Annotated in this window: 15 protein-coding genes, 4 tRNA genes and 1 rRNA gene; 1 reads left to right on the top strand and 19 read right to left on the bottom strand. The window is 30.6% G+C overall.

Annotation, left to right across the window (positions count from 1 at the left end; genetic code table 11):
• Positions 1–2 precede the first annotated feature (2 nt).
• The 7 genes from OREMA_RS0113360 to tyrS form a co-directional block, all read right to left on the bottom strand.
• A complete protein-coding gene (locus tag OREMA_RS0113360) occupies positions 3–251 on the bottom strand; it encodes an IreB family regulatory phosphoprotein (protein WP_018249774.1) in 249 nt (82 codons plus the stop codon).
• Between the two features lie 140 nt (positions 252–391).
• Complete coding sequence (gene alaS, locus OREMA_RS0113365; RefSeq protein WP_018249775.1) at positions 392–3,013, bottom strand: alanine--tRNA ligase; 2,622 nt, start codon at positions 3,011–3,013, stop codon at positions 392–394.
• Between the two features lie 200 nt (positions 3,014–3,213).
• Positions 3,214–4,248, bottom strand: a complete 1,035-nt coding sequence (locus OREMA_RS0113370) for an AI-2E family transporter (protein ID WP_026189011.1) — start codon at positions 4,246–4,248, stop codon at positions 3,214–3,216.
• Between the two features lie 22 nt (positions 4,249–4,270).
• Positions 4,271–4,738, bottom strand: a complete 468-nt coding sequence (locus tag OREMA_RS0113375; RefSeq protein ID WP_018249777.1) for a PRC-barrel domain-containing protein — start codon at positions 4,736–4,738, stop codon at positions 4,271–4,273.
• A 130-nt stretch (positions 4,739–4,868) separates the two neighbouring features.
• Positions 4,869–5,522: a hypothetical protein gene (locus tag OREMA_RS0113380; protein ID WP_018249778.1), complete on the bottom strand. Its 654-nt coding sequence runs from the start codon at positions 5,520–5,522 to the stop codon at positions 4,869–4,871.
• Positions 5,523–5,532: 10 nt separating this feature from the next.
• Entirely contained in the window at positions 5,533–6,189 is a 657-nt protein-coding gene (gene yunB / locus OREMA_RS0113385) for a sporulation protein YunB (RefSeq protein WP_018249779.1), read from the bottom strand.
• Between the two features lie 72 nt (positions 6,190–6,261).
• A complete protein-coding gene (gene tyrS, locus OREMA_RS0113390; protein ID WP_018249780.1) occupies positions 6,262–7,482 on the bottom strand; it encodes a tyrosine--tRNA ligase in 1,221 nt (406 codons plus the stop codon).
• Between the two features lie 338 nt (positions 7,483–7,820).
• Between tyrS and OREMA_RS0113395 the strand changes: the two genes are divergently transcribed.
• On the top strand, positions 7,821–10,199 hold the full coding sequence (locus OREMA_RS0113395; protein WP_018249781.1) for a transglycosylase domain-containing protein: 2,379 nt from the start codon (positions 7,821–7,823) through the stop codon (positions 10,197–10,199).
• Between the two features lie 45 nt (positions 10,200–10,244).
• Here the strand turns inward: OREMA_RS0113395 and OREMA_RS0113400 are convergent, their stop codons facing one another.
• The 12 genes from OREMA_RS0113400 to rrf form a co-directional block, all read right to left on the bottom strand.
• A complete protein-coding gene (locus OREMA_RS0113400; RefSeq protein WP_018249782.1) occupies positions 10,245–12,614 on the bottom strand; it encodes an endonuclease MutS2 in 2,370 nt (789 codons plus the stop codon).
• A gap of 36 nt (positions 12,615–12,650) precedes the next feature.
• Positions 12,651–13,148 carry a thioredoxin family protein gene (locus OREMA_RS0113405; RefSeq protein ID WP_018249783.1) on the bottom strand — a complete coding sequence of 166 codons (498 nt, stop codon included), beginning with the start codon at positions 13,146–13,148 and terminating at the stop codon, positions 12,651–12,653.
• A gap of 69 nt (positions 13,149–13,217) precedes the next feature.
• Complete coding sequence (locus OREMA_RS0113410) at positions 13,218–14,168, bottom strand: Nif3-like dinuclear metal center hexameric protein (RefSeq protein ID WP_018249784.1); 951 nt, start codon at positions 14,166–14,168, stop codon at positions 13,218–13,220.
• A 46-nt stretch (positions 14,169–14,214) separates the two neighbouring features.
• Positions 14,215–15,042, bottom strand: a complete 828-nt coding sequence (locus tag OREMA_RS0113415) for a CvfB family protein (RefSeq protein WP_018249785.1) — start codon at positions 15,040–15,042, stop codon at positions 14,215–14,217.
• A gap of 48 nt (positions 15,043–15,090) precedes the next feature.
• Entirely contained in the window at positions 15,091–16,764 is a 1,674-nt protein-coding gene (gene polX, locus OREMA_RS0113420) for a DNA polymerase/3'-5' exonuclease PolX (RefSeq protein ID WP_018249786.1), read from the bottom strand.
• Between the two features lie 23 nt (positions 16,765–16,787).
• Entirely contained in the window at positions 16,788–17,318 is a 531-nt protein-coding gene (locus OREMA_RS0113425) for a CvpA family protein (RefSeq protein ID WP_157280080.1), read from the bottom strand.
• Entirely contained in the window at positions 17,275–17,652 is a 378-nt protein-coding gene (locus OREMA_RS0113430; RefSeq protein ID WP_018249788.1) for a cell division protein ZapA, read from the bottom strand. Before OREMA_RS0113430 ends, OREMA_RS0113425 begins: the two co-directional genes overlap by 44 nt.
• A gap of 137 nt (positions 17,653–17,789) precedes the next feature.
• A tRNA-Gly gene (locus OREMA_RS0113435) sits at positions 17,790–17,865 on the bottom strand.
• A gap of 6 nt (positions 17,866–17,871) precedes the next feature.
• Positions 17,872–17,956: transfer RNA gene (locus OREMA_RS0113440), tRNA-Tyr, on the bottom strand.
• Between the two features lie 113 nt (positions 17,957–18,069).
• A tRNA-Glu gene (locus OREMA_RS0113445) sits at positions 18,070–18,145 on the bottom strand.
• Positions 18,146–18,148: 3 nt separating this feature from the next.
• Positions 18,149–18,223 (bottom strand) — tRNA-Gln (locus OREMA_RS0113450).
• Positions 18,224–18,305: 82 nt separating this feature from the next.
• Positions 18,306–18,399 (bottom strand): 5S ribosomal RNA (rrf, locus tag OREMA_RS18475); the annotation flags it as partial.

Below are 18,399 nucleotides of genomic sequence, written 5' to 3' on the forward strand. Positions count from 1 at the left end.
TATTACTTCAAATAGCTTTTAACTAACTCTTCAATAATTTCATCACGTTCAAATTTTCTCATTTTACTACGGGCTTCTTTATGACTTGTAATATAAGCAGGATCACCAGAAAGTATATATCCTACAATTTGATCAATGGGATTATATCCTTTTTCTTCTAAAGCTTTATAGACATCTTTTAAAGCTCTAGCAACCTCACTATCATCTTCATTATTGACTCTAAACATCATAGTTTTATCAAAATTATTCATTGTTTTCACCTCAATACATGTTAATAGTTTTCCTATTATAGCTATTCTTTATACATCTTAATTTTCCTCTATATATAGTTATTATACCATTAAAAAGAAAATATAAGCAGGGAGCTCCCTACTTATATTTTCACTAAAATTTATTTATCTAATATAAGCTCTTTAGCTTTTTCTAAAGCATCATTAACTTTATCTGGTTGACTACCACCAGCTTGTGCCATATCTGGGCGACCTCCACCGCCACCACCAGCAACTTTTGCAACTTCACGAATAATATTTCCTGCATGATATCCTTCTTTAACTAAATCCTCAGTTACTACAGCAATGAAGATTACTTTATCTTCTGATTTAGAAGCTAAAACAACAATACCTGAGTCTAACTTCTCTTTAAGACTATCTCCCATCTTTCTCAACCCATCAGCATCTATTCCGTCAATACTATGTAAGATAGTTTTAACACCATTCAACTCTTCAGCTTCAGAGATTAAATCTCCTGATTGAGAAGAAGCCAATTTATCTTTAAGGCTTGTAATCTCCTTCTCTAACTCTTTAATATGACCTTGTAAGCTTTCTACTTTGCTTACAACTTCGTGAGGAGAAGACTTTAACTTATCAGCAATCTTAGTAATAGTAGCTTCTTGTTTTTTCACATAATCTAAAGCCTCATGGCCAGTTACGGCTTCAATTCTTCTAACTCCTGCTGCTATTCCTGATTCATTGATAATCTTAAATAAACCTATCTCTCCTGTTGATCTAACATGGGTTCCACCACATAATTCAATACTATAATCTCCAGCAGTTACAACCCTTACTTCTTCACCATATTTCTCACCGAATAAGGCCATAGCTCCCATCTCTTTAGCAGCGTTAATAGACATTTCTGTAGCATCTACCCTTAAATTAGCTAAGATTTGTTCATTTACTCTAGTTTCTATCTTCTCTAACTCATCTTCTTTAACCCCTTCAAAGTGGGAGAAGTCAAAACGCATTCTAGTAGGTGTAACCAATGAACCTGACTGATTTACATGATCACCCAAGAATTCTTTTAAAGCTTTGTGTAATAAATGAGTAGCAGTATGATTACGAGCAGTAGCAGTTCTTAGCTCTTTACTAACTATAGCTTGAACCTGATCTCCCACTTTCAGTTTCCCTTCTTCTACTTCAATTTCATGAACAATCATCTCTGCAACCTCACGTGTATCTAATACTCTTGATTGAGTAGTCGTATTGATAATAATTCCCTTATCTCCAACTTGTCCACCACCTTCAGAGTAAAAAGGTGTCTTAGCTAAAACAAGCTGAGCCTTATCACCAACAGCTATCTCTTCTACTACTTCTTGCTCTTTAATAATACTTAAAACTTCAGTTTCAACTTCAAATTCTCCATAGCCAACAAACTCACTCTGTCCAATCTCTTCACGAAGTGATTTAAAGAGCTCTAATTCACCATGGCCTTGATCATAATCTTCTCTAGCAGACCTAGCTCTCTGACGTTGTTCATCCATAGCTTCTTCAAATCCAGCATGATCAATTTTAAAATTTCTCTCAGCTGCTATCTCTTCGGTTAATTCCTTAGGAAAACCATAAGTATCATAAAGAGTAAATACCTTAGAACCTGGAATCTTATTTAAACCTTTTTCTTCTAATTCATCTATAATTTCTTCTAAAATATCAATTCCTTGTTCTAAAGTTTCTTGAAATCTAAGCTCTTCTTGTTTGATGATCTTCTTAATCTGCTCTTCATTATCCACTAGCTGTGAATAATGACCTCCCATTACTTCTACTACTATTGGTACAATTGTATGTAGAAAAGGAACTTCCAAGTTTAATACCTTAGCATAACGAACTGCTCTTCTTAATATTCTTCTTACTACATAACCTCGCCCTTCATTAGAAGGTAATGCACCATCAGCAATAGCAAAACTAATACTTCGGATATGATCAGCAATTACTTTTAAAGCCATATCAATCTCTGGTGAATCTCCATATTCAACTCCAGCACTCTTAGCTATGTAATTAATCATTGGCATAAATAAATCTGTTTCAAAATTGCTTGGCGCATCCTGTAATAAAGAAACAATTCTTTCTAGTCCCATTCCCGTATCAATATTCTTATTTGGCAGATCTAAATATTCTCCGTCTTCAGTCTTATTATATTGGGTAAATACTAAATTCCAAATCTCTAAATAACGATCACAGTCACACCCTAACTTACAATCATCACTACAACCATAATCTGCCCCTCTATCATAATGGATCTCAGAACATGGGCCACAAGGACCTGTTCCTATCTCCCAAAAGTTTTCATCTTTATCCATTCTAACAATTTTATCTTTACTAATCCCTACTTCATTGTGCCAAATATCAAAAGCACGATCATCATCTTTATAAATAGATATCCAAAATTTATCTTGATCTAAAGCAATTACATCAACTAAAAATTCATAAGCCCATTTGATAGCATCTTCTTTAAAGTAATCACCGAAAGAAAAATTACCTAACATTTCAAAAAAAGTATGATGCCTAGCAGTCTTACCTACATTTTCAATATCATTAGTTCTGATACATTTCTGAGATGTACTAACCCGTCTCTTAGGTGGAATTGCACTCCCATTAAAATAATCTTTAAAAGGTGCCATCCCTGCATTAATCCAAAGTAAAGTTGGATCATTCTGTGGCACTAACGGTGCACTAGGCAATATTTTGTGTCCTTTACTTTCAAAAAAATCTAAAAACTTTTGACGTATTTCACTACTATTCATCTATAACCCTCCCAAGCAAAACTTATAAAATAATATTTTTATCGATAACTATACTAATTGATATAGTTAACTAAATAACCTCTTATTTATTACATTTTAGTGGGTCGATATTTTAATCGACCCACTAAAATGTAAGACTTTATTAGATTCAAATTTATTAATCTTATTACTCAAACTTAACTTATATAATACTAAAAATGCTATCTATTGTCAACTGAGATCAAAACCTCGTAAAAAATATATTTCATTATCTCTTTTATAATTGCTGCAATGGGAATAGCAATTAACATTCCTATAATTCCTAATAATTCTCCCCCTGCTAAAAGGGAAAAAATAATTACGATAGGATGTAATCCTACCTCTTTTCCCATAATCTTAGGAGCTATAATATTTCCTTCTATCTGTTGAATAATAAAAAATAATAATACAACCAAAAATACCAACTTATTTGATCTAAAGCTAGCCATAATCATCGCAGGTAAAGCTCCTAATAAAGGTCCAAAATAAGGAATAATATTGAATATTCCTACCAATATTCCAATCAGCAAATAAAACTTAATCTTTAAAAAATATAATCCTATAACAGATAATATACCTACAGCTAGACTAATAATTAGTTGACCTTTAAAAAAACCAAATAGAGCAATATTTATTCTTCCTAATAATAATTTTATACTTCTTCTTCTCTTCTTAGGTACTAACTCCCATAGACTGCACTTAATACTTTCCAAATCTTTTAAAATATAAAAGGACAATATAGGTGCCATTATCAAACTTAAAACTCTCGATAAGATAGAAAGAATCACTCTACTAGTTCTTTCGATAAATTCTAATGTTATCTCTTCAAATCTTCTTATTACTTTATCTAATACAGTTGTTAGTGTCTTCGGGAGTTCAATACGTTCATAGTTTTGATTAATTTCAAATATTAATCTTTTTATTTTTCCAATATATTCTGGTAATCTATGAGCTAATACATCTAATTCATTTATGATTGCTGGAAATAACTTAATAAATATAAATGATAGCAAAGCAATCAGAACACCAAAAACAAAGATTAAGGCTCCCAAGCGTGGTTGTCCTCTTTCCATCAACTCTTCAATTAGAGGATTAATTAAATAAGCCAACAAAACAGCTAATATAAAGGGTAATAAAATCATTCGTACTTGATATAAAAAGTATAATGTAATTACTATAATCAGCAGTAAAATACTCCTTTTCTCTTGATTATCCAGCTTTAATCACTCCTAATTACTTTTACTTTAATCTATCTATGATAATTACATCCTTACCATAATTAATAGTATCATCTACTGCTAACATCTCTCTTCCTTCTAAAATATCTTGTACTAAACCATCACTTAGCTCATAAGCAATTAATTCTCCATTATCATTTAAAACAATATCTTGAACTATTCCTAATTCATCCCCCTGGTTACTAACAACCCTATTTCCTATAACTTCTCCTTCAGTTAATATACTTTGATAACCTTCTTCTAAAGATGATATACTATTTCGATCTTTTATCATTATTATATCTTCTCCTAAACTATACAGTTCTTCATAAGCAATATAATAATCTTCTTTTGCCTTATTTCTCTTAATTCTAAAGCCTTCTATTTTTCTGCCTTGATGATCAAATAAGACATCTACTACCTCTCCTATTTCTTCTCCATTTTCTAAATCTATTACCCCTAAACCGATCAAACTTTGTCCTTTCTTCATTGTATTCCTCCCAAACTAAAAAACTGTGTATTATATTCATACACCTATAGTTTATTATAACCAACCTACTATTTAAATAAACTCTTCTAAAAATCAAATAAAAAAAGCAAGCCTATGCTTGCTAAAAATATCAGGTTCGATAAGTAGCCATCAAATCCTTCATTAATTGTGTTGTAGTAGGCGGTGTATATACAATAGCATTAGCACCTGCATCAATAGTAGCTTCTATTAACTTATCACTACCTCCTCCAGTTGCTATTATTGGTACATCAGGATATCTATCTCTTATATATTTTATAACTTTGATCGTATCTCTTCCAGCACAAACATTCAAAATATCAGCACCATTTCTTAATCTTTCTTCTATTTTATCAGTAGATACAACTGAAACAATAATAGGAATTTCAATAGCCTTCCTTACTGCTAATAAGGTATTATTATCAATTGGAGCATTCAAAACTACACTTAACACTCCTTGAAATTCAGCATCCAAAGCTAGCTCTACTACTCTATCTCCTTGAGTAGTTCCTCCACCTATTCCAACCATTAATGGCATATTAGCAACAGTTGCTAAAGCATGAGAAAGAATAGGCTGGGGCGTAAAAGGATATACTGCCATTATAGCATCTGCATTGTTATTCTTGATTACTACAACATCTGTAGTAAATATAATTGACTTTATAAATCGACTCAAAATATGTATACCAGTAGCATTTTGAATTACACTAGGTACCTCGATACATTTACTATACAATGGAGTTTTTACTTTGAATTCTTTAATCATAACTTAACTCTCACTCCTTTTTCTTAATTATTCCATTTTTAAATAACCCTTCTTCTACTCCTACATAAACCTGAGGAACTTGACCAACAATTACTGCCTCTGTTAAAGGGATTTGTGTAGTAACATCTATATCAGCACCTGTCAAAGGAACAACTACTCTAACCTTTGTTTGAACTTCCAAATATATTTTATGTCTTGTCTGATTAATTCCTACAGATTCAAACTCATCTATAATATTACTTTTAACTGAACCATAAGGGACAATATGAGCTCTAAATTTAGGACTAAATTTAGATAATATTTCTATACCAAAAATCTGCGAAATAGGTATACTAATCAATCGATCATCTAAATTTTCCAATGCTTGTTGAACACTTAAAGTTATATTTGAAGACAAATCATTTACAATTTGTAAATTGGGCTGCATTAAGATTATATGCCCTTGCCTATTGGTCTTAATACTAACTAATTTATTATAGGAAAAAGTATTAGTCTCATTATTAACAGCTTTATTGATAATATTTGTTAACATTCCTGTTACATCGGTCTTACAGACATCTCTTAATATTGGCTGTAGTGTAGTTTCAATCAAAAAAACAGACAGAATCAAAATACTTATTAATACTATTAAACCAATTTTTAGAAAACGATTGAAGAAAAAAAGCACTATAACCACCCCTTAATAGTTTATTAAATAAGAGGTGATTTTGTGCCTAATTTCCCTGAAATAAATTTAAAACTATTTTATAATTATTTCAGCAAATCTTCTTTTACCAACTTTAATAATCATTCCATTCTTTACTTCTATATCTAAATTAATTTTATCATAACGTTTATCATCAATACTAACAGCACCTTGCTTAATCATTCGGCGGGCTTGACTATTACTTTCTACTAAGCCTGTGCTTGCAACCAATTTTACAATCCATAATTTCCCTTCTTCTAAATCTTCCTTACTAATACCTACTTGTGGAATATCGTCAGGTGTATCTCCTTTTTTAAATACATTTTCAAATTCTACTTGGGCCTTTTTAGCTGCCTCCTGATTATGATACTTGGCTACGATCTCTCTAGCTAATCTCTTCTTTAGCTTCATAGGATGTAGCTCTCCGTTAGACAAACCTTCTTTAATTTCATTCAACTCTTCTAATGATATATCTGTTAATAATTCAAAATAACGAGTTATTAATTCATCTGGCATAGACATCGCCTTACCATACATCTCACTAGAACTTTCATCAATTCCTATATAATTGCCCTTACTCTTACTCATCTTATCTACACCATCTAGACCTTCTAATAATGGCATCATAATAACTGCTTGTGGTTTTTGACCATATTCTTTTTGTAAATTACGTCCAGCTAGTAGATTAAACCTTTGATCTGTTCCACCTAACTCTACATCAGCTTCAATAGCTACCGAATCATAACCTTGTAGAATTGGATAAAAGAATTCATGAATACTAATTGGTTGATTATTATTATAACGTTTAGAAAAATCTTCTCTCTCTAACATTCTTGCTACTGTATAATTAGAAGATAATTGGATTGCATCAGTAAAATCCATTTCTCCAAACCATTGACTATTAAATACCACTTTAGTCTTTTTAGGATCTAATATCTTAAAAATCTGTTCCTCATATGTCTTAGCATTCTCTTTTACTTCTTTTTCTGTTAGTTGGGTTCTAGCCTTTGATTTACCTGTTGGATCACCTATTCTCCCAGTAAAATCACCAATTAACAAATATATTTCATGTCCTAAATCTTGAAATTGTTTTAATTTCTGTAACACTACAGTATGTCCTAAATGAATATCTGGAGCTGTGGGATCTAATCCTAACTTTATTTTTAACGCTTTATTCTCTTTAGCTGATTTCTCTAATTTCTCTTTTAACTCTTCTTCACCAATTATTTCATCAATTCCTCTTTTGATTATCTTCATTTGTTCTGAAATTTCCATATTCCTTCCCCCTATAACTTATCTATATATTAAAACTTAATATTCTTTAGTAATATTATATTTATCAAGTATGTAAATTTAATTTCATTAAAAAACTCTTTCCTAGTTTTATAGAAAGAGTTCTGATTTATTGAACACATCTTCTTAATATTATATCATAAGACAAATATAATATCAATCGATGTAAAAATAATCCATTAATTCCGTATGATAACTATTAAGTAAGGGGATTTACTATATATATATCATATTTTATGTTATAATATTTAGAGAAAGATATATTAATGTTTATATAACATACTATATATATTTGCCAATTAAAAAAAGGGGGGGGAAAGTTGTCTACTAAGAAACAAAAAATTAAACAATTATCTATAATATTAGTTATATTAGCTATGGCTATAGTAATGGGAGCAGGAATTGGAGGAATTACTTGGATTATCAAAAAAAGCCCTGACATATCCAACTATGGTCAATGGAAGACTAGTGAAAGTACCGTAATTTATGCTTCTAACGGAAAAGTTTTAACCAAATTATATAAAGAAAATAGAAGCTATGTTCCAATTTCTAAAATCCCTAAAGATCTTCAACATGCTATAGTAGCAATAGAAGATGAAAGATTTTATGAACATTTTGGTCTTGATATTAAGGGAATACTAAGGGCTATCTGGGTAGACTTGAAACATATGGCTAAGGTTGAAGGAGCAAGTACTATCACTCAGCAACTTGCTAGAAATGCACTATTATCTCTTGAGCAGACCTTCAGTCGTAAATTTCAAGAGATGTATATAGCTTTACAATTTGAGCGAATGTATACTAAAGATGAAATATTAGAATTTTATCTTAATGAGATATCTTTGGGAGATATCTATCATAATGCTTATGGAGTACAAAGTGCAGCTAAATATTATTTTAATAAAGATGTTTGGGAACTTACTTTAGCTGAATCAGCTTTAATTGCTGGCCTACCTAAAGGTCCTAATGCTTATTCTCCATACAGAAATTTAGAAAAGTCAAGAAATAGAAGAAACATAGTTTTGAAAAAAATGTTAGAACATGGCTATATCGCAAAGGAAGAATATGAACAAGCCATTAAGGAAAAGATACATTTAGAAAAAGCTAAAGAAAATAATGCTGAAATTGCACCTTATTTTGTTAGCTATATCAGAAAAAAATTAATTGATAAATTCGGATCAGAACTAGTTTATACTGGTGGCCTAAAAGTTTATACTACTTTAGATTTAGATATACAGAATAAAGCTAAAGAAACAACTGATGAAGCATTAGAAAAATATATTCCTACTACAACCCGAAAATCTGGCCAGAGCAAACTACAACCTCAGTTAGGAATAATTACAATTGATCCTAATACTGGATATATTAAAGCTATGATTGGTGGTCGGGGTGATGATAAATTTAACCGTACTACTCAGGCATATCGTCAACCTGGTTCATCATTTAAACCTTTTGTATATGCTACAGCTATAGAACAAGGAGCTGGTACAGGTACAATTGTTGATGACACACTAAAGGAATATAAAACCAGTTTAGATGACAAAGAAGGAGCAAGTTGGATTCCAAAAAACTATAATAATAAATATTTAGGACCAACTACCTTAAGAATTGGATTAGCTAAATCTATTAATGTTATGGCAGTTAAATTACTTGATAGAGTAGGAATAGATAACACTATCAGACTAGCAAAAAAAATGGGGATTAAAAACTTAGTTCCTGAAGATAGAAATTTATCCTTAGCTTTAGGTGGACTAACTAAAGGGGTAACTCCTCTAGAAATGGCAACCTCATATGGAGTTTTGGCTACTGGAGGAATTAAAACTGATCCTATTGCTATTACTAAAGTTGAAGATAATAACGGCAATGTTATTTGGTCTAATGAAACATCACGAAACATAGTTTTAAAAGAATCAGTAGCTTATTTAGTAACTGATATGCTAAGATCAGCTGTATCAAGAGGACCACTGGTTTGGGGAACTGGATGGCGCGCTTATCTTAATAGACCTATGGCAGGTAAAACAGGTACTACATCCAATTACTCTGATGCTTGGTTTGTAGGATATACTCCTGATTTAGTAACTACTGTTTGGATTGGAGAAGATTCGCCAACTAGAATGGAATACCCTAAAAAAGATAAACAAGGAAACATCATTAAAGATAAAAATGGAAAAACGCAAACAGAGATCGTTTCAAGTGGTGAAGCAGCTCGATTATGGGGAGATTATATGAGAAAGGTAGTTCAAAACCGTCCTGTTAAAGATTTTAAAAGACCGGACAATATCATTGCAAAAGAAATTTGTATTGAAGATGGCCAACTTCCTAATCAATATTGTCCTCCACAATCACGCCGAGAAGAATTATATATTGAAGGTACAGAACCAACTAAAATAGGAAAATTACACAAAGAAACTGCTCAAGTAAAAATTGATAAATCTACTGGATTAATAGCTACAGACTACTGTCCTAGTGATCAAATAGTAACTAAAACTTATCAAGTAGATACAGGAATAATTGTTGATAAAAATGGAGTTCCAATCAAAAAACTAGCTCCTGAAACAAAGCTACCATTGAAAGATGAAAATGGAAACTATATTTATGAGCAAATCCCTTCTAAAGAATGTGATGTGCATGGTCCACAAGACGCTGGAGAAGAAATTAAAGATAAAATATTTGACTTCTTTAATATATTAAGAGGAAGATAAACAAATAAAAAAGTCAGAGGTAGAAAATTTCTACCTCTGACTTTTTTAATTAAAATTAACAAATGTTACTCCTATTCCACCTTCTTTAGGCCTTCCTAACCTATACTCCCTCACACTTGGATAATTATCAAGAAGATCATGGACTACCTCTCGTAATACACCTGTTCCTTTTCCATGAACAATTTCTATTTGGTTTAAATTAGATAGTAATACATCATCTAAGTACTTCTCTAGCTTACTTTTAGCCTCAACTGCTCTTAACCCTATTAGATTTATTTTTGGAGATATATTTTTAGTTTTATTAGATTTAATATGGCTTATATTTACTTTAGGATAAGTTTTATCATCTTTATCTTTTCCTTTAATTTTTTCTAAATCACGCAAATCAATATTAACCTTCATAATTCCAGCTTGAACAACCGCTTCTTTTTTGTTTGGGAATAAATCTATAACCTCACCTTTTTTATTATAGCTAATGATTTTTACTTTATCTCCAATCTTCAAATCAGGAACTTCTCTATTAGCTCTAGCATCTTCTATTAGTTTGCTTTCTTCATTTTTAATACCTTTTCTCTCTTGGCGCAAACCACTTCTTGCTTCTTCAATCTCTCTATCCGAAGCTTTTTTCTTCTCCTTTAAGTCTTCAATTATCTGATCTGCCTTCTTTTGAGCTCTTTTGATTATTTTATTAGCCTCTCGATAAGCCTCTTTTAACTCTTGTTCTTTTCTCTCTTCAAAAGTCTTTAGCTTAGCCTCATAATCTTTCTTTAGCTTCTTTACCTCTTGATTAATAGATTCTGTTTCTAACTTTTTAGTATTATACTTTTTTCTTTCCTGTTCAATTTCTTTAATAACTTTATCAAATTCTACATCATCTCTTGCCAATAACTCATTTGCCCTGTCAATAATCTCTTTTCTTAATCCTAACTTACTAGCTATTTGAAAGGCATTACTACTACCTGGTAGCCCCATCTGTAAATTATAAGTTGGCTGTAAGGTTTCTACATCAAATTCAACTGAAGAGTTCTCTATTCCCTCATTAGTATAAGCATAAGTTTTAAGCTCACTATAGTGTGTTGTAGCTATTGTTTTAGCTCCTTTTTCATATAAATAATCTAATAATGACATTGCCAAAGCAGCCCCTTCTGCTGGGTCTGTCCCTGCTCCTAACTCATCTAATAATACTAAAGATTCTTCATTAACCTCTTCAATAATTTTAATAATCTGATTCATATGAGAAGAGAAAGTGCTTAAGCTCTGTTCAATACTCTGCTCATCTCCAATATCACTATATATCTTTTGATAAACTCCTACTTTAGAACCCGATAATGCAGGTATATGCAGGCCTGACTGAGCCATTAAAGTTAATAATCCAACAGTCTTTAAAGTAACTGTCTTCCCCCCAGTATTCGGACCCGTAATAACCAAAGTATTGAATTTATCGCCAATATAAATATTGGTTGGTACTACATCACCAGTTAATAAAGGGTGTCGAGCTTTAATCAGATTAATATATCCATCTTGATTAAGTAATGGCTCAGAAGCATTGATTTCTATACTGTACTTAGCTTTAGCAAATATGAAATCTAATATAGCCAAAACCTGTACAGTATTCTTAATATCATATAAAAATTCTTTCACCTGCATAGATAATTCTTTCAAAATTCGATAAACCTCTTCTTCTTCTTGAGCAGCTAATTGGCGTAATTTATTATTTAACTTAACTACAGCCATTGGCTCAATGAATAAGGTCTGTCCACTTGAAGATTGATCATGAACGATTCCTGGAAATTGATGTTGATACTCTGATTTAATTGGAACGACATATCTATCATCTCTAATTGTAATTACAGATTCTTGCATATATTTTTGATAACGACTAGAATTAATAATAGAATTGAGTTTATCTTTAATTCCATCACTCGTATTTCTAATGCTTCTTCTAATATCTCTCAACTTAGAACTAGCACTATCTTTAACTTCTCCTCTATTATCGATAGCTTTTTTAATACTTCTTTCTAATTCTTTGAAATAACTAATGCCTTTGGATATTTTAATAATCCTATAATATTCGTTATCTTCATCTAATAAATTGTTAAAATAATTTTTTAACCTATGGCCAGTAACCAAAGTATTTAGAATATTCAATAGTTCATCACCATATATAACAATATCTTTTTCTACTTTACTTAGTGAAGACCTTATATCATAGATTCCTCCTAAAGGTATTCTTTCTTCTCTTATGATAATCTTTTTAGCTTGGCTTACCTCTTCTTGTCTATCCTGTATATAAGCTATTTCAGTCTTAGGCTCTAAAGTATCAATAAATTTCATTGTTAATTTAGATGTAATATGCTCTTTTAGTTGATCTTTTATTTTATTGAATTCAAGAACATTCAATGCATGCTTATCCATTAATTATATCACCTTTCTCTTTATATAAAGATTAATTTATCTATTTATTATTAATTTTTCTAAAATTTCTTTCTCTATTAATTGATTATATTCTCCTCTTCTATATCTATTAATCAAATCTTTTTTGTCATCCTCATTAGCTAATCTTATTTCTTCTTTTATTTTTTTAGGGAATTCAATAAACTCTCCAATTGATTTATTGTTTGAATTAACTCTTAGAATTGTAGGGATTTTAGCAGTTCCTGTATATTCTTTCATTAAATCTTCATAACTTTTTCGCGGATATATATATATAGTAATATTATTATTTATTTCTTCTATCTGTTGTAAAAAAGGTATCACTATTCTACAATCAGGACAATATATTTCTGAAAAAACTATCAGATCTATCTTGGTTTCTACTTCTAATACTTTTCTTTTGGCCGAATTAGATAATTCAATATCTTCACATAGACGTAATTGATCCTCTTTATATTCATTACTTGAAGAATTTAAAAAATCCTTAAAACTAATTGCATCATCTAAACTCAACATTTTCATTCCTCCATATATTATATAATCAAAGACCTCTAATCTATATTATAGACTAAAGGTCTTTAAAATCTATCTCTTAACTCTAATTAAGCCTGAACAGGGAATAACTTCAACTCCATTTTCAACTAATTTATCAGCAAAAAGATTCATTCCAATAGAGTCGCTAGCTATATGCCCTGCAATTATAACATTAATATGGTTCTTTTCTGCTTTCTTTCTATGCTCTTCTCCTATATGCATACAAACTAAAGTTCCAACTCCTGATTGAGCTAATTTGCTGAACGCTTCTTTAGAACCACCAGTTCCTCCAGTCATATCTACAACAACTTTGCCAGCCCTTCTATCTTTAGAACCAACCACAATATTAGGTCCTGCTTTTAATTTACTTGCTTCTTGATATTCAGGAATCTCTTTCAATAATTCTATTACCTCACCCACAGTATCTATATCTGCCTTATTAATCTTCTTCTGTAAGAAGTCTACTACTAAATTATCAGCAGGGGTATGCACACACATCAATGGTATATCAAAAATCCTTGCTGTATCACAGGCTTTATTATGATTAATCGGCATAATACCTCGCTCTACTTCAGAGATTCTCTTAGATAATATCCCTTCAGCTACATTAATAGGAACTCCTAAACTATGTAAGATATCCTCTTGCATATGCATTACTTCATGCAATGCTGCTAATGCTTTACCCTCAGGGTGATGAGCAATTATAGCATCAATTTGGGTTCCTTTCTCAATTAATCTATCTGCAACTAAGACTTCACTAGTATCAATATCAATTCCCATTAGAACCCTTTTAATCTCTTTCTTTTCATTACCATATAATATTCTAGTATCAGAATAAGGGTTCTTAAGTTCAGCTAAATCAAAATACTTTTTTTCATTATTAGCCATATCCTCATACTTCTTTTTAGACTTTTTTAACATCTTTTCCACTTCTTCTTTAGCTCTTGGATCAACTGATATTCCTGCTTCTACAGCTAATTGATAAACTCCTTCTAGCTTCATTGACATCTCCTCCTACAACAACTATTAAATTTTATATTTAGTTTTACTAATCTATTAATTTTATGCCTTCAGCAGTTATATTTATAATTTCTTCTTTATACAGTCCACCTATGGCCTTTTTAAAGGTTCCTTTACTCATTTCTAAAACTTTCTTTATAAGATCTGGAGAACTCTTATCATTCAAAGCTAAAAATCCTTCTTTCTCTTTTAGTTTCTTAAGTATCTTAGTTTTTGCATCCTCTATTCTTCCATAACCAATCTTTCTCAAACTTAAGTCTATCTTATTATCTTCTCTAACCTTTTTAATATATCCCTTGTGTCTTTGACCAATTTTTAAATTTTTAAAGATATCATCATTATAAACTAAACCATAATATTTATCATCAATTATTACTTCTACCCCTAAATCAGTATATCTGTAGATTAGAATGTTTACTTCATCACCTTCGGAAACATCTAATTCATTATGATTAATAAATCTATCAAATTTTTCAGTAGCAACTATTCTATCTGTTTCTTGATCAAGATAGACTCTTACTACATATTTTTTACCTTTTTTCATCTTACCACGCTGTTCTCTATAAGGAACTAACAAATCTTTCTCTAAGCCCCAATCTAAGAAAGCACCAATTCTACTAACATCTTTAACCTCTAAATAGGCATAATCTCCAACCTCTGCTTTAGGTGTCAATGTCGTTGCTATTAGTCTATCCTCAGAGTCTTTATAGAGAAAAACCTTGAGAATATCACCTATTTCCGTACCTTCAGGAATATATTTCTTAGGTAAAAGTATTTCTTCACCACTTATCTCCAAATACAATCCAAAATCAACCTCTTTCACTACTTTTCCTTCATTATATTTTCCTATATTCACTATTTCATCTCCTTTTATTATTACATTTATTTAAATCTCAAAATTATCTTACTTAGTTAGAAAATCTTTGAAATCACTCAAACTTAAAGTGTTAACTAGATCTTCTTTCTCTAACCAACCTTTTCTAGCAACTCCAACTCCAAATTCCATATTATCTAACTGTTTAATCTTATGAGCATCAGTATTAATAATAAATTTAGCTCCTAACTTATGAGCTAATTTAACATTATGGGAATTTAGATCTAATCTTTTAGGTGCAGAATTAATTTCTAATATAGTATTAGTTTCTACTGCCTTATGTACTAATTTTTCAAAATCAATATTATAAGAAGCCCTACCTAGAATTAATCTACCAGTAGGATGTCCTAATATATCTACATAAGGATTATTTAAGGCCATCATAATCCTCTTCATCATATCTTCTTGAGAATCACCAAACCCACTATGTATAGATGCTATAACTACATCTAATGATTCTAAAATATTATCCCCATAATCTAAACTATCATTTAATATATCTACCTCAGCACCCTTTAAAATTCTAATGTTTAACTCTTCATTTAATTTATCTATTTCTTCCCATTGCCTTTTTAGCCTATCTACATCTAAACCATTAGCTATTGTTAAAGAATGTGTATGATCACAGATAGACAGATATTCATACCCTCTATTCTGACAAGCTCTTGCCATCTCTTCAATTGTATATCTTCCATCACTCCAATTAGAATGTATATGTAAGTCACCTTTTATATCCTCTTTTTTTATACTTAAGGGTAGAGAATCTTCCCGAGCCCTATCCACAATTTCTAAATCACTTCTTAACTCTGGAATAATATAAGGAATATTAAGCTTATTAAATATATCTTTTTCACTTTCAAATTTATTTTCTAAATCGCCTTGTCTTATACTAAAAACACCCTTTAATTTTTTATTATATTCCTCAGTACCTGTTAGCCAAAATATCTTATTCCAAAAATCTGAAGAACTTGCTCTAATAAGCTCTATTTTTACTCCTAATTTACTATTTAAGATTAATTTTTGATTGTTTTCTTCTAAGATTTCCGAAATAATAGGTAATATTTTTATATTTTTAGATATCACTTGAAAGTCTCTACATTCTATAATTAGAGATATTTTATTTATTATTTCTTCTCTTCTAGCTAGGCTACCTATAGCTTTAATTCTATGCACATCTTTAAATTTATATAGATAAGTTTTTAATTTATTAGACAGTAAACTTGCCTCACCTAAATCCAATTTATCGGTTTCATCTAATAGTCTATTAACACTACTTAAAATTTTTCCTTCTGTTTTAGCTCCAATTCCACTAATCTGAGTCAATTGTCCCAACTCTGCTTTTCGTTTCAAATCTTCTAAATCCTCAATATTTAATTTATTATATAACAACTTGACTTTGCTAGGACCTATCCCTGATACTTTAAGTAATGGAATTATACTAGGTGGATATTCTTTTATTAAATTGTCATACTCTTTACAACTTCCAGTAGAAATTATTTCTTGGATTGTATTAGCTAAACTTTTTCCGATCCCAGATATTTCTGTTAACTCTCCTTTATCTACTAAATCTTTAATGTCCACATCTAAATTTTTTATTTTTGCAATAGCATTCTCATAAGCCCTTATTTTGTAATTGTTTGCACCCTTTATTTTTAATAAACTAGCTATATCAACTAAAACTAAATTCACAATTAAATTATTCACATTTATTGCCTCCAATTATTAGCTTATCTGGATATATCTTTAATCTTACTATCAATCAATGTGCTAAAACTTAATATTTTAGGAGCAAAGTATGATTTATTTATCTGCTTTTCTATTAAATCAAAAGGAAGTTTATTCAATATTATTAGCGCTATATATAATATAAGCAATCCTTTAATAAATCCAAATAATAGTCCACCAAAACTATCAATAAAGGATAAAAACATAATATCTAACATTTGAATAATAAAATGACCAAATAAATTAATTATTAAAGTTACAATTAAAATAATAATAATAAAAGATATAAACTCAGCAATTTGTCTAGATAAATCAAATTTATGAAATATTAAATCACCAATAATCTTATACTGCTCTTGTGCAATATAAATTCCAATGACTATAGCTAATATCGCAGTAAATTGTCTTATTAATCCTATTTTATAACCTTTCACCATAAATATAAGCGATAAAATTATAATTATTAGATCTAATAGATTAAAGTCCAAGCTAATCAAAGTCTCCTTTCTCAACCAATTCCAAAAATTCTTCATATTCTTCTTTTAATTCCCGATATTTCTCTTTTAATTTATTATTCTCAGATAGTATCTTTTTAAAACTACTTTCTAGTTTATTATTATCTTCCTTTAAACTTTCATTTTTTTCCTGGACTCGACAAAGCTTATCAGCAAAGTTCATAGCTCCAAGTATTATCACTCTATTTCTAGAAATTGATGTTATATTTTCTTGTATTTCTTTCATATGCTCATCAACAAAATTAGCAATACTCATAATATATTCAGAAGATTCTTTTCCCTTAATAATATATTCTTCACCTAAAATTTCAACTTTAACTTCAGATTTATTATAAGAGTTTTCTTTACTCAATATTATTCCCTCCAAAGAGTTTAAAGTATTATCTTAATTATTTTTAACTATATATTAATTCAACATATTAATAAAAACTCCTTCCCAAATAATAGAAAACCTTGTTATCAGTAGATAACAAGGTTGAATATACAAATTGGAGCGAAAGACGAGATTCGAACTCGCGACCTTCTCGTTGGCAACGAGATGCTCTACCAGCTGAGCTACTTTCGCATAAAATGGTGGAGGGGAGAGGATTTGAACCTCTGAAGGCGTCGCCGGCAGATTTACAGTCTGCTCCCTTTGACCACTCGGGAACCCCTCCATAATATTAAATTTACAATTTATAATGTCCAATTTACAATTAAAAAAAATTAGCAAGTTAAAATCTTTATTTTTAATTATCAATTATTAATTATATATTGTTAATTGAATTAGTGGTACCCCCAAGGGGATTCGAACCCCTGTCGACGGGATGAAAACCCGTTATCCTAGGCCACTAGACGATGGGGGCAAATGGCTGGGATGGCTGGATTCGAACCAGCGAATGCAGGAGTCAAAGTCCTGTGCCTTACCGCTTGGCGACATCCCAACACATTAGGCGATAGGTGTTTGGTAATAGGCTTTAGGATTTTTCCTAACACCTAGAACCTAACTTCTAACTCCTAAATTAATTCTGGCAGTGACCTACGCTCCCACAGGGCTGCCCCTGCAGTACCATCGGCGCTGGAGGACTTAACTGCTGTGTTCGAAATGGGAACAGGTGTG

Origin of the sequence: Orenia marismortui DSM 5156 (assembly GCF_000379025.1) — a bacterium.
Classification (GTDB): domain Bacteria; phylum Bacillota; class Halanaerobiia; order Halobacteroidales; family Halobacteroidaceae; genus Orenia; species Orenia marismortui.